The sequence below is a fragment of the bacterium genome, from assembly GCA_028821235.1.
GTDB lineage: Bacteria > Actinomycetota > Acidimicrobiia > Spongiisociales > Spongiisociaceae > Spongiisocius.
In genome coordinates this window covers 20,133-42,246 of record JAPPGV010000149.1, presented here as the reverse complement: position 1 = coordinate 42,246, position 22,114 = coordinate 20,133, and the positions used below count along the sequence as shown (strand labels likewise).

Below are 22,114 nucleotides of genomic sequence, written 5' to 3'. Positions count from 1 at the left end.
CTCTTTCCGGTGAGTGGCCGCAGCGTCCGTAACGGTGAGCCAACCAACGATCTGGTTCTGAGCGCCTTTACCGTCGGCAACGACCGCGCCTTCCCCAGCATTCTGGGTCTGTATGTCAAACCGGGGAGCATCGTCGCCGACGTGACCTATGGGAAGGGGGTGTTCTGGCGTCGCATACCACCGGAACAGTACGAACTACGAGCTTCAGACATCCGGGACGGGATCGACTGCCGCGATCTGCCATACACAGACGGTGAGATCGACTGCGTGGTGCTCGATCCCCCATACATGCACACACCCGGGGGTACCGCGCACGGATCCGCCTCACCGTTCGAGGACTACTACCGCAACAACAAGACCGGGAACCGCACTCGAAGCAAGTACCACGAGGCAGTTCTCGAGTTGTATGTGGATGCCGGAAGGGAGGCGCACCGCGTGCTCCGCGACCGTGGCGTGCTCATCGTGAAGTGCCAGGACGAGGTGTGCTCGAACCGCCAACGGTTCACCCACGTGGAAATCATGCAGGCATATGAGCGCCTCGGATTCGTTGCGGAGGACTTGTTCGTCATCGTGAGGAATAACCGGCCGGGTGTCAGCCGCGCCGTCCGGCAGGTTCATGCGCGGAAGAACCACTCCTACTTCCTGGTCTTTTGGAAGCGAGACGATCGTCGAGGAGTGTGGAAGCCTCCCCAATGAGCGCGGTCGAACTGCTCATCGAGGTCATCAGCGATCATTCCCCGCCATCGAAGTGGACCGGTGCGCCCCTAGAGAGCTTTCGGTCCGTCGCTAATACCAACCGAGGTCAGATCGGTGAGGACTCCCTCCACCGATACCTGAACCGCAACGGCATCAATACCGGCAACGGTGCCCGCGTCACTCCCACCGATATGACCATTGAAGGCGCCCGCTTCGAGGTCAAAACGGCCTCGGAGGACGTGGGCGGGAACTTCCAGTTCAACCATGTCCGACTCGACCGGGACTACGAGTACCTCATGTGTCTGGGTATCGCACCGGCGAGCATACGGTTCAACGCGTGGCGGAAGGGCCATGTGGCAGAGGGGAGAGCCGGACGACTCGTAAGGATGGCGGAGGGTCAGAGCGTCACGTTCAAGCTGACCAAGCGCAAGGACAGCATGCGCCCCATCGAAGAGCTTCCGGCTTGGGTCCGAGCCACACTCCCATGAATGCCATGCCAACGCGGAATCGGCAACCAAGAGCTGAGCCACCGGCAAAGGGATCGACCGGGTAAGGTCTCCAAACCCAGGACAGCAGAGAAGACTCGGAAGTGACACTGGCAAGCGCGGGATATTCGGTAACCCTCCGATTGTACGCCCCGGCCGATGATCAGCACGCCATCGGCCGCATCACCACCGCCATCGGGAGCTCCGGCGGGGTGGTGACCGCGCTCGACTTCGTCGAATCGGAGGCCACCCGGCTGGTGCTGGACGTGACCGCCAACACCCGCGATGACGACCATGCTGACGAGATCGCCGATGCGGTGGCCGCGGTCGAGGGGATATCGGTCCACAAGGTCTCGGACCGCACCTTCCTCTTCCATCTGGGTGGGAAGCTCGAGGTCCAGACCCGGATCCGGCTCCGCAACCGCGACCAACTGTCGATGGCCTACACCCCGGGTGTGGCCCGGGTAAGCCGGGCGCTCGCCAAGCGGCCCGAGGATGCCCGCAACCTCACCGTCAAGGGGAACTCGGTGGCCATCGTCACGGACGGGAGCGCCGTGCTCGGACTCGGCAACATCGGGCCGGTGGCCGCCCTACCGGTCATGGAGGGAAAGGCCGCCCTGTTCAAGCGCTTCGCCAACGTCAACGCCTGGCCGATCTGCCTCGACTCCCAGGACACCGACGAGATCGTGCGGGCGGTCGAGATGCTGGCGCCGGTCTTCGGGGGCATCAACCTCGAGGACATCGCCGCGCCGCGCTGCTTCGAGATCGAGGACCGGCTCCGCAAGTCGCTCGACATCCCGGTCTTCCACGACGACCAGCACGGTACGGCCATCGTGGTCCTGGCCGCCCTGACCAACGCCCTACGGGTGGTGAACAAGGAGATGGGCGATGTCAAGGTGGCCATGAGCGGCGCCGGCGCGGCCGGCGTGGCGGTCGCCAAGCTCCTCGAGGCGGCCGGCATCGCGGACATCGTGGCCCTAGACCGGGGCGGCATCATCAGCGCGGAGCGGACGTTCAGGGACGCCTCGAAGATCTGGCTGAGGGAGAACACCAACCACGAGGGACGTACGGGCGGCATCCTCGAGGCGTTGGAAGGCATGGATGTGTTCGTTGGCGTGAGCGGCCCCGACCTGTTCGACGCCAGGGAGATCAAACGCATGGCGCCCGATCCCATCGTCTTCGGGCTGGCGAATCCCGACCCCGAGTTCGATCCCCAGGTAGCGCGCGACTACGCGCCGGTGGTGGCCACCGGCCGCTCCGACTACCCCAACCAGATCAACAACGTGCTGGCCTTCCCGGGGGTCTTCCGCGGGACCTTGGACGCCCGTGCCACGAAGATCACCGAAGCCATGAAGGTCGCCGCCGCCCGCGCCATCGCCTCGGTGGTACGGCCCGAGCAGATCAACGCCAGCTACATCATCCCGTCGGTGTTCAACCCGGGCGTGGTGAAACGGGTGGCCGAGGCCGTGGAGTCGGCCGCGCACCTCTGAGGGGCTTTACTCCGGCCAAGAACGCGAAAATCGCGCCGCCGGAGCGGCGTTCCCGCCGGGCCCTCCCCCGCCACCACCTGTCCTGGTTCGGAGCGTGGTCGGCCATGCCCGGCCGGCTGCCGGGATCGGCGGTTCGCTCCACGAAGCCCGTGTGTTCCCTGCGGGCCGGCCGTTCCGATCGGTAGACGCATCGGCCGGTGTAGGTGCTTGGCGATCGGCAACGTACAACGGGGGTGTGACACGTTTCATCCGCTCCATCGGATCTCCATCTTTGGGGGCCGTCGGCTAGCGCCTTCGACCCACCGGGACCTGCCCGGTTGCGTCACCGTGCCCTGGCGGGCCATTCCGGACGCGAGCGGAGCGGGGGGTCAGGGTGGAGGAGTCCGGGTTACGAAGGGGACCGAACCGGGATGCGGAGCCGGAAGGTGGAACCCTGCCCCAGCCTGCTCTCCACCTCGATGCGCCCATCGTGCAGGTCCGCCACGTGCTTGACGATCGCCAGTCCCAGGCCCGTCCCCCCGGTGGCGCGCGAGCGCGCCGCGTCGACCCGGTAGAAGCGCTCGAAGATCCGCGGCAGCTCCTCCGAGGGAATACCGGTTCCGTCGTCCGCGACCACCACGGTCGCCACGCCTTGGGCGGCGCCTACGGTGATACGGATCCAACCATCATCCGGGGTGTGGCGCACCGCGTTCTCCAGCAGGTTCCGGCACGCCAGCGCCAGGTAGGAGGGGCTGCCCATGACCGGGGTGGGCTCGGCATCCCACTCGATCGAGGGGCGTGCGGTGAGGAACCGCTCCACTACCTCTCCCACCACCTCCGCCAGGTCACAGGCCTCGAACGGCAGGATGCCCGACTCCAGACGGGACAGGTCGAGGAGATCGGAGACGGTCCTCGACATCCGGACCGCGTTGTCGAGGATGCGTCCCGAGAAGCTGGACACCACATCGTGATCCTCCTCGAGCGCCATCAGGACCGTCTCGGCCGCCGCCCTGATCGCCGCCACCGGAGTCTTGAGCTCGTGTGACGCCGCGATCACGAAGTCCTGGCGCATCCGGTCGATCCGGGACCGCTCGGTTATGTCCGACAGATGGAGCAACACCAGACCCTCTCCGACCGGTCGGGCAGCAACCTCCATCACCCGGCGGGGCAGTCCCTGCGAGAATTGAGCCGACGAGGATCGGCCGGAAAGCGCTCCGTCGATGACATCCCGCACCGCGCCCGGCATGGGTGCATCCGCCTGGGTCACCCGCTCGCCGAGTACCTCGATGGCGGCCGGGTTGGCGTACACGGCCTGCCCGGATTGAACGGCCACCACGCCCACCGGCAAGGCCGAGAGAAGCGATCCGTACAGATCCCGACTCCTGGACAGCTCCAGCGCATCCGCCTCAAGTTCCTCGATCCGGGTCTCGGCGGCGCTCCGCTCCCGGCGATGAGTCCGGTACTGGAGCGCCAGGGAGACCACCCCAATCGCCAGGCCGCCCATGCCCACCCACGGCCACGGCGCAGGCGCCTGCAGCGCGGCGACGCCGGCTGCCACCAAGCTCGCCGAGGTGACCCACCGAGCCAGCGCCGGGCCGAGACGGCGGGTAGCAGCAGGGACCGGGGAAGCCATCGCTCACGGCCCCCGGGTGGGTGGAGCGGTCGCGGAGCGGAGGGGGACGATCCGGTGGAGGGCCGCGGTCCGACCGCTACCGGCCCCACCCGGGCGGCGTCGCCTCGGGTCAGCCCTCAACGACGAACTTGTACCCCAGGCCCCGAACCGTGACGATCCATTTTGGAGAACGGGGATCATCCTCGACCTTCTCTCGCACGCGACGGATGTGCACATCGAGCGTCTTGGGGTCGCCGAAGAAGGGCACCCCCCAGATGTCCTCCAGGAGGACCTGCCGATGGACCAGCCTGCCCTTGCGCAGGAGCAACGCCTCCAGTAGCTCGAACTCCTTGGGCCGGAAGTCCACCAGTTCGCCCTTGACCCGGACCTCATGGCGATCCACGTCCAGTTCCACCGGCCCACCGTCCAGCACCAGGGAATCGGGAGGGTGGACACCCCGGGAGGCCCGGCGAAGGTTGGCGCTGATCCGGGACATCAGCTCCCGCATGGAGAAGGGCTTGGTGACGTAGTCATCGGCGCCGAGCTCGAGGCCGGCCACCACGTCGGGCTCCGAATCCTTGGCGGTGACCACCACCACCGGCACTTCGGACGAGGCCCGGATCTGCCTCAGCACGTCGAAGCCGCCCAGTCCGGGCAACATCAGGTCCAGAACCACCAGATCGGCGGCCTTGGCCCGGAAGGTATCGAGGGCGATGCGACCGTCGTCCACCACCGTGACCTCGTAACCCTCCCGGATCAGGTTGTGGCGGAGCGACTCCGCGAGGGTCTCCTCGTCCTCGACCACCAGGATCGACGTCCCGTTCATGCGGACCCGGGCGCGGGTACCCAGCCCTCCGGGAACTCGTGCTGCTCGCCGGTCAGCAGGAACGCCACCTGCTCGCCGATGTCGACCGCCCGGTCGCCCACCCTCTCCAGGGCCCTCGACACCAGCATCATGTGGACGGCCCACTCAAGCATCTCCGGATTGGACGCGCAGGCGGCCACCTCCTTCCACATGTTGCGGTTCAACCAATCCGCCGGATCATCCAGTTCCGGGAGCCGGAGGGCGAGGTTGAGGTCCCTCTTGACCAGCGCCTCCATGGCCGTCTCCACCATCGGCACGACGATCGACCGCATCTCCCGGATATGCAGCAGGATGGTCCTGTTGGTGGGAAGGGTGGACGTGGCCTCCACGATCTTGGCTATGTTGGACGCCTGGTCGCCCATCCGCTCCAGGCTGTGCCCGGCCTGGAGGATGAGCGACATCAGCCGCAGATCCGAGGCGACCGGGGTCTGGCGGGCCATCACCTCGTGCCAGCGCCGCTCCACCTCCACGTAGAGCCGATCGATCTCGAGATCCCCCAGCACCACCTGGTGGGCGAGCTCCGCATCGCCCTGCAGCAGCGCCTCCACCGCGTTGTTGATCTGAACCTCCGCCAGCGCCGACATGTCGAGCAGCAGGACTTCGAGCTGGTTGAGCTCGGAATGGAAGAGGCTGCGGAACTCGGTCATCCGAACCGGCCCGTGATGTAGTCCTCGGTCTCCTGGCGGGCAGGCCTCGTGAAGAGCGTGCCCGTGGTGCCCGATTCCACCACGTACCCGGCCCGGTCGGAGTCCATGTTGAGGAAGACCGTGTGGTCCGAAGCCCGGGCCGCCTGCTGCATGTTGTGAGTGACGATGATGATCGTGTAGTTGACCTTCAACTCCTGGATCAGCTCCTCGATCCGCAGGGTCGCAACCGGATCGAGCGCCGAGGTCGGCTCGTCCATCAGGATGATCTCGGGCTTCACCGCGATGGCGCGGGCGATGCAGAGACGCTGCTGCTGGCCGCCGGACAGGGAGTAGCCGCTCTCGTCGAGCTTGTCCTTGACCTCGTCCCAGAGGGCGGCCTGGCGGAGGGAGTGCTCCACCAGGGCGTCCAGGTCCTGCTTCATCCCGTTGATCCGGGCGCCCCAGGCCACGTTCTGGTAGATGGTCTTGGGGAAGGGGTTGGGCTTCTGGAAGACCATCCCCACCCGCTTCCGCAACTCGACCGGATCCACCGACGCGTCGAAGATGTTCTGCCCGTGGAACCGGACCTCGCCCTCCGCCCGGGCGCCCTGAACCAGGTCGTTCATCCGGTTGAGGGTCCGCAACAGGGTGGTCTTACCGCATCCGGACGGTCCGATCAGGGCTGTGATCTGGCGGTCCCGGAACGACAGGTTGACGTCCCGGACAGCCCGGAACTCTCCGTAGTAGGCACTGAGGTCCACCGCCTCCATGGCGAAGGTCTCGAGCGCCGGCCCGGTCGTGGTCTCCATCGGAACGTTCAGGTCGACGCGCTTATTCTCGTTCACCTCAGGCTTGCCCACGGTCGTCATTCTGTCCTCCGAGAATACTTGTTTCTAAGGATCACCGCCGCCGTGTTGAGCGTCAGGAGCAGCACCAGCAGCACCAGGATGGCTGCGGCGGCGATGTTGCGGAACTCGTCCTGAGGTCGGCTGGTCCACTGGTAGATCTGGATCGGCAGCACCGTGAACTTCGAGAACGGGCCGCTCGGATCGGTGGTTATGAAGGTCGATGCCCCCACCACGACCAGGGGTGCGGTCTCCCCGAGCGCCCTGGCGACGGCCAGGATGGTGCCCGTCAGGATGCCGGGAAGGGCGTTCGGGAGAACGTGGGAGCGCACTGTCTGCCATCTGGTGGACCCCAGCGCCATGCCCGCCTGCCGCAGCGAGCCCGGAACGGCCCGGATCGCCTCCTGGGCGTTGATGATGATGATCGGCAGGATGAGCAGGCCGAGCGTGAGACCGGCCGAGACGATGGTCCGGCCGTTGGCGGTCGCCTCACCGCCCGTCCCCAGGAACGAACCGCTGGTAATGAGCTCCAGGGTACGGACGAAGATCGCCAGACCGAGCATCCCGTAGATGATCGAGGGCACGCCGGCCAGGTTGTTGATGTTGGTCTGCAGGATGGCGGTAAGCCGGTTCTCGCGCGCATACTCCTCCAGGTAGATGGCGGCGCCGACCCCGATGGGGAAAGAGAAGGCCAGGGTGATCAGGACCACCCAGAGCGACCCGAGCAGGGCGGTGCGGATCCCGGCGATCGCCGGCTCCGGCGACTGCGGGCTGACCACGAAGTCCCACGAGAGCCAGGATCGGAACTCCAGTGCCGCGCCGGGGTACTTCTCCGCCGCGTATGCCTCGACGTCGTCACGGCTGAACACTGACGAGAAGAAGGACCAGGTGCCTACGATGGTCGGCTCCACCACCCGCTCCACCACCAGCGCCTCCACCTGGGAATGGCTCCGGGCGGGCAGGTAGCAGGCCGGCGGGGGGTCGTCCGTCATGCACAGGTCGTTGAGCACGTACAGATCCTCGAAGACCATCCGGTCGCCGAAGAAGCGTTGCTCCCGCTCGAACCGGCGGCCCAGGTTGGTCGAGATCTCGGCTTCGAGGAGGGCTACCAGATCCCCCTTGGTCAGGTCGCCGAGCGCGGTGCCCTCCGGGTATCCCCGGCTCGCCACCAACTCGCCCGGGGAGCGTTCGTTCTCCACGGCCACCAGGCCGAACGACGAGTTCAGGATGGTCACGATCAGGGTCACCAGCGCCGCCACGGCCACCATCAGGGCGCCCAGCAGCGCGAGCCTCGCGACGAGTCCCCGGCGCTGCCGGCGCCTCATCTGCGCGGAGGTCTGCAGGAGGTCGGAGGCCCCGCCGTTGACTTCCGTGCCGGACGTCGTCACTCGTACACCTCGCGGAATCGGGCCACGAACCGGCGGCTCAGGACGTTGAGCGTCAGGGTGATGACGAACAGCGCCAGGCCGATGGCGAAGATGGAGTTGTAGTCGATCGAGTTGTAGCTCAGGTCACCCCCGCTGATGCGGACGATGTGCCCGGTCATGGTCTCGCCCGCCACGAACGGGTTGAGGATGTAGCCGAACAGGCTGTCCTCGCCGAAGGTGAAGTTCTTGGGCCCCGCGCCGGCCGCGATCGCCACCACCATGGTCTCGCCGATGGCCCGGGAGATCGACACCACGAAGGCTGCCGTGATACCCGAGAGAGCAGCCGGCAGGACCACCCGCAGCGAGGTCTCCAACCTGGTGGCCCCGACCGCATACGACGCCTCCCGGAGCGACATCGGCACCGCGTGGAGGGCGTCCTCGGACATCGAGCTGACGAGCGGGATGATGAGAATGCCCACCACGATTCCGGCGGATGCCGTGTTGAAGATCTCCACCACGCTGACTCCCAGGATGGACCTGAGGAGCGGGGTCATGAAGGTGAGGGCGAAGTAGCCGTAGACAACCGTCGGGATGCCGGCCAGGATCTCGAGCACCGGCTTGATGGTGCCCCTCACCCGGGGGGTGGCGTACTCGCTGAGGTAGATGGCGGTGGCCAGACCCACCGGCAACGCCACCACCATGGCCGTGACCGAGGTGGTCAGCGTGGCCAGGACCAGCGGCCAGATCCCGAAGTCCAGAATGGCCGGTTGCCATTGCGTGGAGGACAGGAACCCGGCCAGCGACGCCTCCTCCGACCTGAAGAAGAGCAGGGCCTCCTTCCCCAACTCGAAGACGATGCCCACCGTGGTGAGGATCGACAGGGCGGCTGCGATGAACAGCAGACCACGTACCACCGCCTCGCCCGGCCGCCGCCTCTTACGGAGGGAACCGGCCGGCGGTGGGGCCTCCGATGTCACACGGGTCGCGATGGTTCCGTCTCCCCTCGGCGGCCGGGACTATCCATCCCGCCGTCTCGTTGCCGAGAGTCGGGCCAACCGGACACTCTTGCGGTACCCATCTACAGGGCGGCGTTGAGCTCGGCGGCCGCGCCGTCGAGGACGCTGTCGGGCGCCGGGAAGTATCCGACCTCGCCGACCTCCTCGTTCACGAACTGGAGCACGAAGTTCAGGAACGCCCCGACCTGCGGCTTCTCCGCGATGATCGAAGCCGTCGAGTACATGTACAACGGCCGGGCCAGCGGATAGGTGTTCGCGTTCACCGAGTCCGTGGTCGGCTCCACGCCCTCGACATCCAACACCCTCAACAGATCGCCGTTCTCCGTGTAGTACGCATACCCGAAGAAGCCGACCGCGCAAGTGGTCGCGGTATTCGACGGATCGCAACCATCCCCCGAAATGCCCTGGACCAGCACATTGTCGTCCTCCGAGAACTGCGTGTTGCCGGCCGCCAGGATCGGACCCTCATCCTCGTGGAACACTTCCTCCACGAAGTAGTCGAACGTCCCCGAGTCCGTACCCGGAATGAACCGCTGGATCGGATTCGCCGGGAACCCGGCCCGGACATCCTGCCAAGTCGTCGCCGTCGAGAACAGCACCGCCAACTCCGCAACCGTCAGATCGGTTGTGAACGTGTTCCCGGGCGAGACCGTCACCGCCAGGGCATCCGTCCCCACCCGGAACTCGATCGGCTCCCGACCGATCGCCCGGCACTGCTCCACCTCCTGGTCCTTGATGGGACGGGATGCATTCGAAATGTCCGACTCGCCGGCCAAACAGAACCGCTCGAACCCGGCGCCCGAGCCGATCGAATCGACCGTGATCAGACCCGAGTAGCCCTCGTCCTCGAACCGCGCCGCCATCGCCTCCGCCAACGGAAACACCGTCGATGAACCGGCCACGACGATGTCCCCGGACACCGACAACGGATCGGACGGAGGCAGACCACGGCTGCCGGACAACGCCGAACCACCACCCTGCAAGGCAGCCCCTTGGGTAGGGAGGGTGGTGGCGACGGTGGTTACGCGGCTGTAGTCGGGTCCCCAACCGCATGCCGCGGCAACCAGCGCCATAAACGCGACGAGCGCGAGCGGGCGCCAGACGTTGCCGATCGGCATCCATGCTCTCTGAACCCTCAATCCGGAGGGAACGCTAAGCCGTCAGGGTTAAGGGACCGGTCTTCCAGGGTGAACGCGAGGTAAACCTTGCCCAGCAATCGGAAACGTGATCACGTCCGCACTGGCAGGTAGTGGAAGCCGCGGCCCCGCCGGTTGGGACGGCTCCCCACCAGGTGCCCGGCATCAGCCAGCGCGGCAAGCATCTGGGCGGCGTGAGACGCGGTGACACCCGCCAGGTCGCCGGCCTCGGTCGAGGAGATGCGTCCCCTCGCCCGGGCGTAGTCCAGCATCACCGACTCCCGTCCGGCGCGCGTGGCGAATCGCTCGAGCTTGCGGACGAATTGCCTGCGGGCACCGTCCGACAGCCGGAGGGCAGGCGGGTGACCTTCGGGAATGCCGTGGACATTCTCGATGATCGGCCTTCCGTCGATGTGAACTCGATCAGCAACCCGCTCGATCATCGACAACGTCTCCTGGACAGGTCTTTGCAGAACCGGAGCCGCCAAGTTGGCATCGGCCCAGCCGCGGTCGATCAGGCAGTTCACGAGAAGCAGCAGGTCCAGATCACCCCGCGAGGAGGGCTCGAGCCCGCCGATGAAGTGGAGCCACTCCAGATCCGGCTTGCCGCCGATCAGCGCGACCCGCACGTACGGGCCGTCAACCTCCGAGAACACCGGCGGCGGGTGACCCAGAGAGAGCATGTCCGCCGTCATGCGGTCCACGCCGATCCCCTCCCGCTCGCCCAACCGCATAGCCGCCATGGCCTCGGCGAGACTTCGATAACGGGGCGCCGCAGGATGCGTGATGATGTTCGAGGGGGCGACCCCACCGACGAAGCCCCCCGGCGAGGTGACAGTCAGGACGGACCCGACATGCTCGACGGTCGTCGGTTGCGGGGAGTTCCAGTCGCGGTGGACGATGCCATTGACCAGCGCCTCCCTCATGGCTCTCAGCGGGATGGAATCGATCTGATGCGCCGCAAAGCCGTCCGGCACATGAACCACGGCGTTCGCCACGTCCATGGCCTGCTCCACCGCGGCGAACTGTTCTAGCAACGGGCGGCGGCCCACCTCCTCCCGGCTGAAGGACGGCCCGAACCCTGCGCTGAAGCCGCTCGACCACGGCCGACCGGCACGGGGCACCCGATGCGTGCTGTCGCCACCGGGGAGCTCCCGCCGAACGTAGTCGATTCCGATCTCGGGAGTTCCCACAAAGAGCAGCGATCCTGCGTTGGTCAGTCGGCCGTCTGCGTCCACAAGGTTGAGACGGCGGATCATGTCCTGACTCGTCGCCATCGCCAGATGGCTGCCGTCACCACTACCGTTGCCGTTCTCGCGCATGTACCGCCTGGCGATGTCGACAGCGGTCTGCTTGACGTCGGCCAGTGAGTTAGATGACGGCTGGGCCGACCAATCGAAGCCTCCGCGAAGCAGCCGCCTGTCATTCCACGATGTGAAATCGACATCAACGCAGTCGTCGTTCAAACGCCAGCGATAGCGACCCCTGTAAGGGATCGGCTCCCAAGCTTCGGGCGTGGACAGCACCAGCAAGCGGCAGCCGTCCAACATCAAGGGTCGGGCAGAGACGGTCAGCTTGCGCTGTGTCAGTTCAAATATGCGGTGGCGGAGCCACTCCGGATCAAGCCCTGTGCCGATCCTGACACCGTCGTCGGACACACCCAAGATGATCGCGCCACCCCCGGGGGTATTGGCCATGCAGGCCATTTCGCCCGTGAGGTACCCGGCAGCCTCCTCGTTCTCGCGGCTTGCCGGCAGGGACTTGCCGCGCCGGTCGCGACGGCCGGGCTCCTCTTTGACGTCCACATGGGCCGTTTCGATCTCCGCGGGAGGGCGACCTTGCGCCAAGAGATCGAGCATGAGTTGGATCTGGTCATCAAGGGCGGCCGAAGCTCCGAATCCTGTAGACATCGCACCCTCGCTCTGGTCTTGAAAATGTGGCTGGGCAGGTCTGCCGGCACTTTACCACACTTTCTGATCTAAAAAGACAGATGAAACGGTGGTCAGGGATTTCTCCTGGGTTTTTGACAGTGAATATGTGGATGGATCGACCCGCACGATCGGCTCTAAGACCGGCGCGGCGACGTGACAGGCGACCCGCTCGCCTCCGCGTCCCAGGGGCGCCGCCTCGCAGCGCATTCCGCGCTTGTTGAGGATTCTCCAGGCCGGAGGCGTTTTCAGGAACGTTACGTCAGGCTTGGCCTAGCCTGAGCGGGCTAGGAGGGTGCTGAAAAAGACGGGGATGTGTTGGTCCGCGATCCCTTGACCTGGGGTTTCATTGCCGAGTGTCGGGACAGCTGGACATTTTTCAGTACCCTCCTAGTGGGAATGGGCGTGGGATGCCGCGTAGTAGGGGTTCTCGCCGCCCTGGTGGTCGGTGATGTCCACGATCTCGACGATCTCGGGGATGGCCTCGCGCAGGATCCGCTCGATTCCCTGGCGCAGGGTCATGGCGGCCATCCCGCAACCCTGGCAGCCTCCTCCCATCTGGAGATAGACCACACCGTTCTCCTCGCCCACCAGGCTGGCCTGGCCTCCGTGGGCCGCGATCGCCGGGTTCACCTGGTGTTCAAGGACCTGCTGGACCCGCTCCGCGATCGGACCGGTCAGGTCCCCGGCGTCGAAGTCCGGGATGTCCGGCGACGGGTTGTTCGGGTTGTCGATGGCCAATCCCGGGGTCATCGGGTTCGACGACATGGCCAGCCGGGCGCCGGTCATGTTCTCGGTGTCCGCAGACGGGATGACGACCGCCAGATCACCGTGGCGCTCCACGTGATCGGACGGCTCGGCCTCGTCGAGCGGGACGAACGACAACGAGTATCCGAACTGGAGTCCCTGGACGCCGGTTATCTCGATCAGCAGGCCGTACTCGTCTTCGCCCGGCTCCTGGTCACGGATCTCGATGATCCGCTCAAGGGCTTCGTCGCTGAAGTTCATCAATGCGTTGGTGCTCATGGTCAGCAAGGGTAGCCACCCGTCCGGCCAACCGTTGCCGTGGCGAGTCGGGTACAGTCCACACATGAGCCTCCGAGCAGGCGCGGCCCGATCGTGGCGACCAGGAATGCTTGCCCTCGTCGCGGCGATGATGGCTCTCGGCCCGGCCTGCTCCACCTCGAGCAACGAGGTCGTTTTCGAGGGAAGTCCTTCCACGGAGGCGACCACCGCCGCAGCAGCGGAGGACGGCGCCGCAACGACCACCGCCACCACCGCGCCCGCCGCGACAGGGACCGGCGCCACGACCGTCTCGGCAGCCGACACGACGACCATGCCGGCCGCGCCGGAGCGGTCGGCCCAAGGGATGGAGGCGCTTACCGCCCCGGTGCTGGTCGACGGGCGGTTCGGCGGAGGCATCACCGTCGTCGGCCCCGGAGCCGAGCGGAACGCCCTGTACGTGGAGAGGGCGGATGGCTTCCTGGCCCAGCCCATCTGGTCGCCGGACGGCCAGCTGGTGGCCTTCTCGAGAGCCTCGACTACCGAGAGTTGGCTGGTCATCGGGCCTGGAAGCGGCGGAACCCTGGCCGCCTACGAGACACCCTTCGTGGTGTTCTACATCCACTGGAGTCCGGACGGTCGCTTCGTGGCGATGCTGGGAGCCACCGATTCCGAGGTCGGCCTGGCGATCCTCGACCTGGACACGGGGATGGTGGAGATCGTGGACTCCGCCCTCTCGTACTACTTCCACTGGTCGCCGGACAGCTCGCGGCTGCTTACCCACCTCGACAACTCCCGCCTTCAGATCATCGACCCGGCCTCCGGAGAGATCACCCCCGTAGCCACCTTCGACTTCGTCTGGTCGGCCTACCAGGCGCCGTCCTGGATGCCCGACGGCCACTCGATCATGTACGTGCGCCCCGCCCGGAACCAGATCGAGGAGCCCCCGGACGAGTTGGTGATCCATGACCTGGTGAGCGGTGAGGTCGAAGTGATCGCGACGGGAGCCGGTTTCTTCGCCTTCGCGGTATCCCCCGACGGCAGGCAGGTGGCCTACTCGCTCCACAACCTGGCCCGCCCCACCTCCATGTACCTGGTGGAGCCGGGTAGCGGTCAGGTAGCGGAGCTCGACGCCCCCAACACGGTGGCCTGGCAGTGGAGCCCCGACAGCCGCAAGATCCTCCTGCTCGGAATAAGCGGCGAGGCGAGCCGGCTCTCGATGGACGTGTACCAGGACGGCGCCATCACCTCATACCCCGGCATCGCCCCCACCGAGAACTTCCTGCGCAGCTACATCCCCTTCTGGAACCAGTACGGCCACAGCCACACGCTCTGGGCGCCGGACAGCTCGGCCTTCGTGTACGCCGCCTCCGACCGGGGAGACGACTACGTCTTCCTCCAGCCTCTCGAGGAGGAGCGTCCCGTCGTCCTGGGCGCCGGATCCATGGCGGTGTTCGCGCCGCGAACCTGAATGACCGTCGTCCACGTCTTCGCCGGGGGTGATCCGGTCACGCCGGAACGGATCGAGCGGCTCGGACCGGCCGACCTCGTCATAGCCGCCGACTCGGGCGCCGACATCGCCGCCGCCGCCGCCGTGACCGTCGACCTCCTGGTGGGCGACCTCGACTCGATATCCGCAAGCGCCATGGAGCGCATATTCGACGGCGAGACCGTCATCGAAGCCCACTCCCCCGACAAGGACGCCACCGATCTGGAGCTGGCGCTAGAGGTAGCGCTCCGCAACGACCCACGCGAGATCGTCTTCGTGGGCGGCGGAGGCGGGCGGCTCGACCACCTGCTGGGCAACGTCGGGGTGATCGGGAGCCCGGCGGCCCGCCATGTCCGGGTCAGCTGGGTCATGGAGCGGGAAACGGCCCACGTCATAAGGGGTAGCAGGTCCATCGCCACCACGCCAGGGCAACTCTTCAGCCTCATCCCGATCGGGGGAGACGCCGGAGGCGTGCACATCCGCCACGCCCGATGGCCGCTCCGGGACGCCTCGCTCCGGGTTCACGGCTCGGTGGGCATCAGCAACGTCGCGTCGGGCGAGGAGCTCGAGATCGAGGTGGCCGAGGGCGCCGTTCTAGCCATCTTCAACCAGGGTCGGTCAGCCACCGCTTGACAGATCCAGCAATCTACAGGCGGTTGAACTGCTCAACGCTCAGTCCCGCCTGGCGCAGTATGCTGCTCAAGGTTCCGACTCGCACTTCCCTGTGACGCGGAACAACGGCGGTGCGAATCTCATCGCCATCCCGCCTCACGAACTTGACGTGACTGCCCTTTTGGCTGACCTCTACAAACCCCGCTCCGTGCAGTTTGCGAGCGACCTGCCTGTAGGGGAGCGGGCTAAGCCGCTCCAACCTTCACTCGGAGGTGATGAACTTGTGGTGCCACGGTCGAACAGGGCGGTTCGAAATGAAGCTCCAACGCCTCAGCGAGGTTGTCAAGCGCAACATCGGGCGACTCACCTTGGCTCGCGACGTCGACCTCCAATGCCTGCGCTACGAACCAACCGTCCTCCTGCCGGATAACCGCGGTTAGTTGTATCTCCTGCATGGGTAGCCCCCGTATTCTCCGAGGTGACAAGGCTAACAACCCGAACACTGGCGATGGAAGAGGCGTCAAACCCGTCAGGCGTGGTAGACCTCGGGGTTGGCGCAATACGGCATCTGTCGCCCCTCCAGGGCCGCCACCAGGTTGGCCGCCGCCCTCTCCGCCATCCGGATGCGGGTCCGGACGGTGGCGCTCCCGATGTGCGGGACGATGAAGCAGTTGGGCAGGGCCACCAGCGGATGATCCGCCGGGATCGGCTCGGGGTCGGTCACGTCCAGGCCGGCGGCGGCGATGGCGCCCCCGGCCAGCGCCTCGATCAGCGCGTCCGTGTCTACGACCGGGCCCCGGGCCGCGTTCACCAGGGTGGCGGTCGGCTTCATGGCCGCCAGGGCATCCCGGTCGATCAGGTGGTGCGTGCCCGGGTGGAAGCTGGTCACCACCACCACGTGATCCGCTTCCGCCAGCAGCTCGGGCAGGGTGCGGTACTCCACTCCGAGCACCTCCTCGGCGCGGCGGTCCCGGCGCCGCTTGGTGTAGAGCATCCGCATGCCGAACCCTGCACCTCTCCGGGCTATGGCCTGTCCGATCCGCCCGAGGCCCACGATGCCCAGGGTGGATCCGGCGATGTCCCGGCCCACCAGCGCCAACGGGTCCCACTCCCCCCAACGGCCCTCCACCACCTCCTCGAAACCCTCCCTGAACCGGCGAGCCGCCGCGATCAGCAGCCCGAACGCGGTGTCGGCGGTGGTCTCGGTCAGGACGTCGGGGGTGTAACCGACCGGGATGCCCCGAGCCGTACATGCGGCCAGGTCGATGTTGTCCACGCCCACCGCCATCTGGCTGATGGCTTCGAGCCGGCCGGCGGCTTCCAGCAACTCCTCGTCGATGCGTTCGGTGAGCATGCAGTACAGGCCGTCGGCATCAGGCGCCCTCGCCAGCAGTTCGGCGCGCGGGATGGCTCGGTTCTCGGGAAACAACCACACCTCGGCCACCGCCCGGAGCATCTCCACGACCGCCCCGGGTGGCCGTCGGGTGACCACCACCTGCGCCCGGGTCATGCCCCCGACCACCCGGTCCCGGCGCTCGCGCCCCGTCCCGACCGCACCGGAGGGCTCAGTCCTCGTAGAGGTCCTCGATCTGGCGGGAGTAGCGCTCCAGTACCACCCGGCGCTTCATCTTGAGCGACGGGGTGAGCTCGCCGGACTCGGCCGACCACTTCTCCGACACCACGGTCCACTTGCGAGCCTGCTCCACCCGGGAGACCCGGGCGTTGGCCGACTCCACCACCCGGTCAACTTCCGCGAGCACCTTCGAATGGCGGGTGAACTCGTCGAAGCTGCCGTACTCCACGCCCTGGCTCTCGGCCCATCCCTCCGCCAGGTCGGGGTCGAGGGCCACCAGGAGGGTCAGGTAGCGGCGACCGTCGCCCACCACGCAGGCCTGGGAGACCAGGGCATGCTCGTTGATGAGGTTCTCCAGCCGGGCCGGGGCCACGTTCTTGCCCCCGGCGGTGATGATGATCTCCTTCTTGCGCCCGATGATGCTGAGGTAGCCGTGGTCATCCAGCCGTCCCAGGTCGCCGGTGCGCAACCATCCGTCCTCGCCGTACGTGGCGGCGGTCGTGTCCGGGTCGCGGTAGTAACCCTCGGTGATGAGCCCGCCGCGCAACATGATCTCATCGTCATCGGCGATGGACAGCTCCACCCCCGGCATGGCCCGGCCCACGGTCCCGATCCGGTTGGCCCCCGGGACGTTGGAAGTGCCGGGACCGGAGGACTCGGTCATCCCGTACAGCTCGAAGACCGGTAGGCCGATACCCCGGAAGAAGAGCAACAGATCCGGCGAGATCGGCGCCGCGGCCGAGATGGCCAGCTTCAGCGCGTCCATACCGAGACCGGTCCGGAACTTCTTGGAGAACAGGATGCGATCGAACAGTCCGAGCTTCAGGCGGTCGACCAGCCCGAGGTGGCGGCCCTCCTGCTCGGCCCGTTGCCCCTCGATCGCCAACTCGATGGCGCCGAGCGCCAGGGCCCGCCGCCGGGCGTTGGGCTCGGCGTTGACCCGCGCCATCAGGCCGGCATGGAACTTCTCCCAGACCCGGGGCACGGCGAAGAAGACGTGCGGGCGGGTCTCCTGGACCGCCGCCGCCACTTCGGTCAGATCGGGGATGTAGCGGACGGTTCCGACCCAATACAGGCTGACGTAGTGGCTGGCCATGCGCTCGCCGATGTGCGCCAGCGGCAGGTAGGAGACGAGCCGCAAGTGATCGGGCAGGGGGTAGGTGCGGGCGACGCACTCCAGGGTCCACAGCACGTTGCGATGGCTGATCATCACCCCCTTGGGCACTCCGGTCGTGCCGGACGTGTAGATCAAGGTGGCCAGGTCGTCCTGCGCCACCGCCACCGACGACCGATCGACCAGCTCCGGATCGCCCGCCAGTGCCTCCCGGCCCGCCGACCGGAGATCCTCCCAGGACATGATCCGCTCATCGTCACCGTCCTCGGGCGGCTCCATGACGACGATGTGGGTCAGGTTGGGCAGGTCCCCCCGGATTCCCTGCCAACGCTCCAGGTAGTCGGCGTTCTCCAGCACCGCCACCCGGGCGGAGCAGTGACCTGCGATGTACTGGATCTGCTCGGAAGCCAGGGTGTTGTACAGCGACACCGGAACGGCGCCCGCATGAACGATCCCGAGGTCGGCGATCACGTGCTCGGGCCGGTTGCCGGCCATGATGGCGACGAAGTTCCCGGCCTCGACTCCGAGGGTGCGCAACCCGGCCGCCACCTCCACCACCTGGCCCCGATACTCGGACCAGGTCAGCGTTCGGGTCTCCTCGCCGGCGTTCCACCGGATGGCCGGATGGTCACCGAACCGCTCGGCGTTCCGGCCGAGCAATCCGACCAAGGTCATGTCGCCGATAGCTGCCCCTATGGCCTGGCGTTCGTGTTCGACTCCGGTGTTCATCGCTGCCCTCCCCTGGGGAAATACCCGCCGTCGCGATGTTAACCCGACCCGGGAGAGGACACGGGTAGCTGGAGGACCGTTTCAGGAGACCGGCAGTCCCCACCACGGCACCTGGAATACCCACCAGGCAGGCAACGGTCACACGCTTCCTGCCTGTATCCTGTATCCGGTCACGCGCGGGGATGGTCGTGGAACAGGTTTCGTTCACCCGGATGGAAGACGGCACGCAGGAGGAGTACGAACTCCTCGAGAGGATGGAACACCAACTCCATACCGACTACGTCGACCGCCTTCTCGAGTGGGTCCAATGGAACGAGGGAGACACCGGCTACCGGGTCAGCCGCTTCGAGCACTCCCTCCAGTCGGCCAGCCGCGCCTACCGGGACGGTAAGGACGAGGAGTTCGTGGTGTGCTGCCTGTTCCATGACATAGGCGATCTCGTCTCCCCCTACAACCACAGCCAGGTGGCGGCCGACATGCTGCGTCCTTACATATCAGAGAAGAACTACTGGATCATCAGGCACCACGGCCTCTTCCAGGGCTACTACTACTTCCACTACTTCGGTGGGGATCGCAACGCCCGCGACAGGTACAAGGATCACCCGTGGTACGACGACACGGTGGAGTTCTGCGCCCGTTACGACCAGAACTGCTTCGACCCCGACTACGAGTCCCTGCCGCTGGAGTTCTTCGAACCGATGGCGCGACGGGTGATCGCGACCCGCCGGCACGACACCCCCTGAGCTAGTTGCTAGTTACTAGTTGCTAGTGCTGGTTATTATTTGTTCAGAGCGGCCTTCTACTGGAGGGCGATCGAGACTCGCTCGGCGGCCTCGGTCACGCGGGCGGCGATGGCGTCCCGGTCGGCCGAGCCAGGGAAACGGTATGACGGGCCGTGGACGTGGATCGCTCCGAGCACCCTCATCTGGCAGTCGTAGACGGGGGAGGCAACCGAGCTCATCCCCTCGACGAACTCGTCCACGACCCAGGCGTGGCGCTTGGTCCGGATCGACTTCAGGCGTTTCCGAATCAGGCGGGGGTCTGTCACCGTATAGCGGGTGTAGGACTCGGGGCTGGCGGCGATGTAGCTATCCAGCTGTTCGGACGGCCAGTGGGCCAGGATCACCAGGCCGGACGAGACCACGTGCATGGGTAGAAGGGTGCCGGTCCAGTCCCTGACCACGATGTTGTTGAGGGCATCCTCCTGGGCGATGTAGTGAACCCGGTTGCCGTCCGGCACCGCCAGCCCGGCGTCCTCCCCCAGACCGTCGGCCAGCGCCTTCAGGTGGGGACGGGAACGGGCCACCAGTTCGGCTGAGCGGCTCCTGCCGGCCGAGAGACCGGCCAGGCGGGGACCGATCCGGTAGGTGGAACCGGGCGAGACACGCTCCACGGCGTCCAACTCCACCAGGGTCTTGACCAGCCGGGCCACGGTGCTCTTGGGCATTCCGACCCGCTCGGCCAACTGGGTGATTCCCAGGTCGGAAGTCGAGATGACGTCCAGAATGGCGAAGGCCCGGTCGATTGATTGCACCCTGCCCATTTGCCGGATCTCCCCAATGTCTGACGTACCACCCCGCGTGGGGAACGTACCACATCGTGGACCGCGACCGCATCGAGGAACACCGGCACGTTTCCCGGTCCGGGCTGATCGGGAGGGAATCCCATTGGCGAGAGCCTTGGTCGCGAGCACCTCGGTTAACCTCGCCTCCCGCGCCGGTTGTTTGGCCGGTCCTGATCGCCCTGAATCCCCGATTCTTCATGGATCGGGGGTTTGAACGGTGAATGGCGCGCCTGTTTCCGGACTCCGGACCTGGGGTGTGGCTATTCGGTCGTTTGACTCGGCCTGGCGTGCCTTCACCTGGCCGGGGTTGGGGCGGCAGGAATAAACTCATGAAGTTGACGCGCCCAATGTGCGTCGGTGCGACTGGAAACATGAAGAATCAGGGCTAAGGAGGCATCCATGGCCACCCCCCACATTTCAGCTCAGGATGACGCGTTTGCCCGCACGATCCTGCTGCCCGGCGACCCGCTCCGGGCCCGCTACATCGCGGAGACGTTCCTCGAGGACGTCACCGAGGTGACCGCCGTTCGCAACATGCTCGGGTTCACCGGCACCTACAAGGGCAATCCCGTGTCCACCATGGGCACCGGCATGGGGATGCCGTCAGCGTCGATCTACCTCACCGAGCTGACCCGCTTCTACGGGGTGAGGCGGCTGTTCCGGGTGGGAAGCTGCGGCGGGATATCCACCGACGTGAAGATGCGAGACGTCATCCTGGCGATCGGCGCCGGCACCGACTCGGGCATCAACCGGACCCGTTACAACGGCTGGGACTACGCGGCCACCGCCAGCTTCCCCCTTCTGCGGGCTGCCTCCGATGCCGCCGACGGCATGGGTATCGACACCCACGTGGGGAACCTCCACTCCTCCGACCTGTTCTACAACAGCTACAACGACGCCTTGGCGATCTGGCAACGGATGGGGGTGCTGGCGGTGGAGATGGAGGCGGCGGCGCTCTACGCCATCGCGGCCGAAGAAGGAGCCCAGGCACTCGCCATCGTCACCGTGTCGGACCACCTCGTGACCGAGGAACAGACCTCCTCGGCCGAGCGGGAGCGCACCTTCGACCAGATGGTGAGGATCGCGCTCGAGGCAAACCACAACCTGGAACAGGCCTGAACGAGCCTTCTCAGCCCTCCACGCCGGGCCGGACGCCGGCTCGGCCCCCGGGAAGTGTCGGAAGAGTCAGGCGCCCCAGCGCGTCACCATCACGAGGATGGCGAAAGCCAGCACGGCCGTATCCACCCAGCCCACCAGGCTGGAGCGACGCGACATCGTTGCGGCCTGCTCATGGTCGGCCCGCTCGTACGCGGCCGCGATCCGTCTCCCGTTCGGACCTATGACGGTCATCGCCAGCACCGCGCCGATCACGACGGCCAGAATCCCGACCACCACGAACGGGTCGGTCATGCTGTAGAGGCGGTCCGACAACCCGACGAGGCCGAAGCCGGTTACGAACACCACGATCGACGCCGGGGTGTGGATCACCCGTCCCATGGAGACGGTGACGCGGTGCCAGGCGGCAGCGGCGGCGGCGTCCACCCTGGTCATCGGGCCGCGAGCGAAGGCCCGCACCAGATTGGAGCCGAACCAGGCCGCCGCGCCCAGGACATGCAGGAATTCCATCAACTCGTACATCGGGCTCCCTTCCACGCAGGCCATGCCAGGCTAGTGCGGTGTGGCGTCGGCAGCGACGCGACACCGATGGCATCCAGAGCACACCAGGTTTCTTGGCACACAGACCACCGGGTCCTTCTCGTCCCGATCATCTTGGAGTCGGCAAGGAGCGCGAGCGGCCTCGGAGCCCCCGCCGGCGGCCGGTAATGCGATGCCTTTATGCGAGGCGTAGAGCCGCCCCTGCACCGCGGTAAGGTCGCCCTGCCGCCCCGTGGTACGGTGGCGGTGGACACCCTGCACGGCAGGCCCTCCCGGCACGGGCGCGGCCTCGGGAGGATCGAGGAGGTATCGGGGTGCAAGACCCTGGGT

22 protein-coding genes are annotated in these 22,114 nt (G+C 66.5%); 7 read left to right on the top strand and 15 right to left on the bottom strand.

The window, feature by feature from the left end:
• Positions 1-9 precede the first annotated feature (9 nt).
• The 3 genes from OXK16_15555 (at position 10) to OXK16_15545 (ending at position 2,671) form a co-directional block, all read left to right on the top strand.
• Complete coding sequence (locus OXK16_15555) at positions 10-696, top strand: DNA methyltransferase (GenBank protein ID MDE0377359.1); 687 nt, start codon at positions 10-12, stop codon at positions 694-696.
• Positions 693-1,184 (top strand): hypothetical protein, encoded by a 492-nt coding sequence (locus OXK16_15550; protein MDE0377358.1) that lies wholly within the window; start codon positions 693-695, stop codon positions 1,182-1,184. The genes OXK16_15555 and OXK16_15550 overlap by 4 nt, the downstream gene beginning before the upstream one ends.
• Before the next feature lie 101 nt (positions 1,185-1,285).
• Positions 1,286-2,671 (top strand): NAD-dependent malic enzyme, encoded by a 1,386-nt coding sequence (locus OXK16_15545; GenBank protein ID MDE0377357.1) that lies wholly within the window; start codon positions 1,286-1,288, stop codon positions 2,669-2,671.
• Positions 2,672-3,059: 388 nt separating this feature from the next.
• Here OXK16_15545 and OXK16_15540 read toward each other — a convergent pair whose 3' ends face one another.
• The 9 genes from OXK16_15540 to OXK16_15500 form a co-directional block, all read right to left on the bottom strand.
• On the bottom strand, positions 3,060-4,283 hold the full coding sequence (locus OXK16_15540; GenBank protein MDE0377356.1) for an ATP-binding protein: 1,224 nt from the start codon (positions 4,281-4,283) through the stop codon (positions 3,060-3,062).
• Between the two features lie 109 nt (positions 4,284-4,392).
• Positions 4,393-5,088 carry a response regulator transcription factor gene (locus OXK16_15535; protein ID MDE0377355.1) on the bottom strand — a complete coding sequence of 232 codons (696 nt, stop codon included), beginning with the start codon at positions 5,086-5,088 and terminating at the stop codon, positions 4,393-4,395.
• A complete protein-coding gene (gene phoU, locus OXK16_15530) occupies positions 5,085-5,774 on the bottom strand; it encodes a phosphate signaling complex protein PhoU (protein ID MDE0377354.1) in 690 nt (229 codons plus the stop codon). The genes OXK16_15535 and phoU overlap by 4 nt, the downstream gene beginning before the upstream one ends.
• Positions 5,771-6,562, bottom strand: coding sequence for a phosphate ABC transporter ATP-binding protein PstB (gene pstB, locus OXK16_15525; GenBank protein MDE0377353.1), 792 nt, complete (start codon positions 6,560-6,562; stop codon positions 5,771-5,773). The genes phoU and pstB overlap by 4 nt, the downstream gene beginning before the upstream one ends.
• Before the next feature lie 56 nt (positions 6,563-6,618).
• Positions 6,619-7,986: a phosphate ABC transporter permease PstA gene (gene pstA / locus OXK16_15520; GenBank protein ID MDE0377352.1), complete on the bottom strand. Its 1,368-nt coding sequence runs from the start codon at positions 7,984-7,986 to the stop codon at positions 6,619-6,621.
• Positions 7,983-8,942, bottom strand: a complete 960-nt coding sequence (gene pstC / locus OXK16_15515; GenBank protein MDE0377351.1) for a phosphate ABC transporter permease subunit PstC — start codon at positions 8,940-8,942, stop codon at positions 7,983-7,985. The genes pstA and pstC overlap by 4 nt, the downstream gene beginning before the upstream one ends.
• Positions 8,943-9,043: 101 nt before the next feature.
• Positions 9,044-10,099: a PstS family phosphate ABC transporter substrate-binding protein gene (locus OXK16_15510; protein MDE0377350.1), complete on the bottom strand. Its 1,056-nt coding sequence runs from the start codon at positions 10,097-10,099 to the stop codon at positions 9,044-9,046.
• A 110-nt stretch (positions 10,100-10,209) separates the two neighbouring features.
• The gene (locus tag OXK16_15505) at positions 10,210-12,027 is read right to left on the bottom strand and encodes a putative DNA binding domain-containing protein (protein ID MDE0377349.1); all 1,818 of its coding nucleotides are present in this window, start codon (positions 12,025-12,027) and stop codon (positions 10,210-10,212) included.
• A gap of 408 nt (positions 12,028-12,435) precedes the next feature.
• On the bottom strand, positions 12,436-13,071 hold the full coding sequence (locus OXK16_15500; protein ID MDE0377348.1) for a NifU family protein: 636 nt from the start codon (positions 13,069-13,071) through the stop codon (positions 12,436-12,438).
• Positions 13,072-13,177: 106 nt separating this feature from the next.
• Here OXK16_15500 and OXK16_15495 point away from each other — a divergent pair, with 106 nt between their 5' ends.
• The gene (locus OXK16_15495) at positions 13,178-14,518 is read left to right on the top strand and encodes a hypothetical protein (GenBank protein MDE0377347.1); all 1,341 of its coding nucleotides are present in this window, start codon (positions 13,178-13,180) and stop codon (positions 14,516-14,518) included.
• Positions 14,519-15,169, top strand: a complete 651-nt coding sequence (locus tag OXK16_15490) for a thiamine diphosphokinase (protein MDE0377346.1) — start codon at positions 14,519-14,521, stop codon at positions 15,167-15,169.
• 13 nt (positions 15,170-15,182) lie between these two features.
• Here OXK16_15490 and OXK16_15485 read toward each other — a convergent pair whose 3' ends face one another.
• From OXK16_15485 to OXK16_15470, 4 genes are all read right to left on the bottom strand, one after another.
• Positions 15,183-15,407 (bottom strand): type II toxin-antitoxin system HicA family toxin, encoded by a 225-nt coding sequence (locus tag OXK16_15485; protein ID MDE0377345.1) that lies wholly within the window; start codon positions 15,405-15,407, stop codon positions 15,183-15,185.
• The gene (locus OXK16_15480; GenBank protein ID MDE0377344.1) at positions 15,394-15,603 is read right to left on the bottom strand and encodes a type II toxin-antitoxin system HicB family antitoxin; all 210 of its coding nucleotides are present in this window, start codon (positions 15,601-15,603) and stop codon (positions 15,394-15,396) included. Before OXK16_15480 ends, OXK16_15485 begins: the two co-directional genes overlap by 14 nt.
• Before the next feature lie 74 nt (positions 15,604-15,677).
• Positions 15,678-16,658 carry a D-glycerate dehydrogenase gene (locus OXK16_15475; protein MDE0377343.1) on the bottom strand — a complete coding sequence of 327 codons (981 nt, stop codon included), beginning with the start codon at positions 16,656-16,658 and terminating at the stop codon, positions 15,678-15,680.
• Positions 16,659-16,713: 55 nt separating this feature from the next.
• The gene (locus tag OXK16_15470) at positions 16,714-18,564 is read right to left on the bottom strand and encodes an AMP-binding protein (GenBank protein MDE0377342.1); all 1,851 of its coding nucleotides are present in this window, start codon (positions 18,562-18,564) and stop codon (positions 16,714-16,716) included.
• 188 nt (positions 18,565-18,752) lie between these two features.
• On the opposite strand from OXK16_15470, the gene OXK16_15465 reads away from it, so the two are divergent.
• Positions 18,753-19,307, top strand: coding sequence for an HD domain-containing protein (locus OXK16_15465; GenBank protein ID MDE0377341.1), 555 nt, complete (start codon positions 18,753-18,755; stop codon positions 19,305-19,307).
• Positions 19,308-19,363: 56 nt separating this feature from the next.
• Here OXK16_15465 and OXK16_15460 read toward each other — a convergent pair whose 3' ends face one another.
• Positions 19,364-20,107 (bottom strand): IclR family transcriptional regulator, encoded by a 744-nt coding sequence (locus tag OXK16_15460; protein ID MDE0377340.1) that lies wholly within the window; start codon positions 20,105-20,107, stop codon positions 19,364-19,366.
• Between the two features lie 420 nt (positions 20,108-20,527).
• On the opposite strand from OXK16_15460, the gene deoD reads away from it, so the two are divergent.
• Positions 20,528-21,247, top strand: coding sequence for a purine-nucleoside phosphorylase (gene deoD / locus OXK16_15455; protein MDE0377339.1), 720 nt, complete (start codon positions 20,528-20,530; stop codon positions 21,245-21,247).
• A 66-nt stretch (positions 21,248-21,313) separates the two neighbouring features.
• Here the strand turns inward: deoD and OXK16_15450 are convergent, their stop codons facing one another.
• Positions 21,314-21,781, bottom strand: a complete 468-nt coding sequence (locus OXK16_15450; protein ID MDE0377338.1) for a DUF2269 family protein — start codon at positions 21,779-21,781, stop codon at positions 21,314-21,316.
• Between the last annotated feature and the right edge of the window lie 333 nt (positions 21,782-22,114).

Coding starts and splice junctions, on each gene's coding strand:
- OXK16_15475 (MDE0377343.1), bottom strand. CDS start 16,658: ATGACCCGGGCGCAGGTGGTGGTCACCCGACGGCCACCCGGGGCGGTC.
- OXK16_15540 (MDE0377356.1), bottom strand. CDS start 4,283: ATGGCTTCCCCGGTCCCTGCTGCTACCCGCCGTCTCGGCCCGGCGCTG.
- deoD (MDE0377339.1), top strand. CDS start 20,528: ATGGCCACCCCCCACATTTCAGCTCAGGATGACGCGTTTGCCCGCACG.
- OXK16_15490 (MDE0377346.1), top strand. CDS start 14,519: ATGACCGTCGTCCACGTCTTCGCCGGGGGTGATCCGGTCACGCCGGAA.
- OXK16_15480 (MDE0377344.1), bottom strand. CDS start 15,603: ATGCAGGAGATACAACTAACCGCGGTTATCCGGCAGGAGGACGGTTGG.
- OXK16_15500 (MDE0377348.1), bottom strand. CDS start 13,071: ATGAGCACCAACGCATTGATGAACTTCAGCGACGAAGCCCTTGAGCGG.
- OXK16_15550 (MDE0377358.1), top strand. CDS start 693: ATGAGCGCGGTCGAACTGCTCATCGAGGTCATCAGCGATCATTCCCCG.
- OXK16_15510 (MDE0377350.1), bottom strand. CDS start 10,099: ATGCCGATCGGCAACGTCTGGCGCCCGCTCGCGCTCGTCGCGTTTATG.
- OXK16_15505 (MDE0377349.1), bottom strand. CDS start 12,027: ATGTCTACAGGATTCGGAGCTTCGGCCGCCCTTGATGACCAGATCCAA.
- pstB (MDE0377353.1), bottom strand. CDS start 6,562: ATGGAGACCACGACCGGGCCGGCGCTCGAGACCTTCGCCATGGAGGCG.
- OXK16_15460 (MDE0377340.1), bottom strand. CDS start 20,107: ATGGGCAGGGTGCAATCAATCGACCGGGCCTTCGCCATTCTGGACGTC.
- phoU (MDE0377354.1), bottom strand. CDS start 5,774: ATGACCGAGTTCCGCAGCCTCTTCCATTCCGAGCTCAACCAGCTCGAA.
- OXK16_15535 (MDE0377355.1), bottom strand. CDS start 5,088: ATGAACGGGACGTCGATCCTGGTGGTCGAGGACGAGGAGACCCTCGCG.
- OXK16_15495 (MDE0377347.1), top strand. CDS start 13,178: ATGCTTGCCCTCGTCGCGGCGATGATGGCTCTCGGCCCGGCCTGCTCC.
- OXK16_15470 (MDE0377342.1), bottom strand. CDS start 18,564: ATGAACACCGGAGTCGAACACGAACGCCAGGCCATAGGGGCAGCTATC.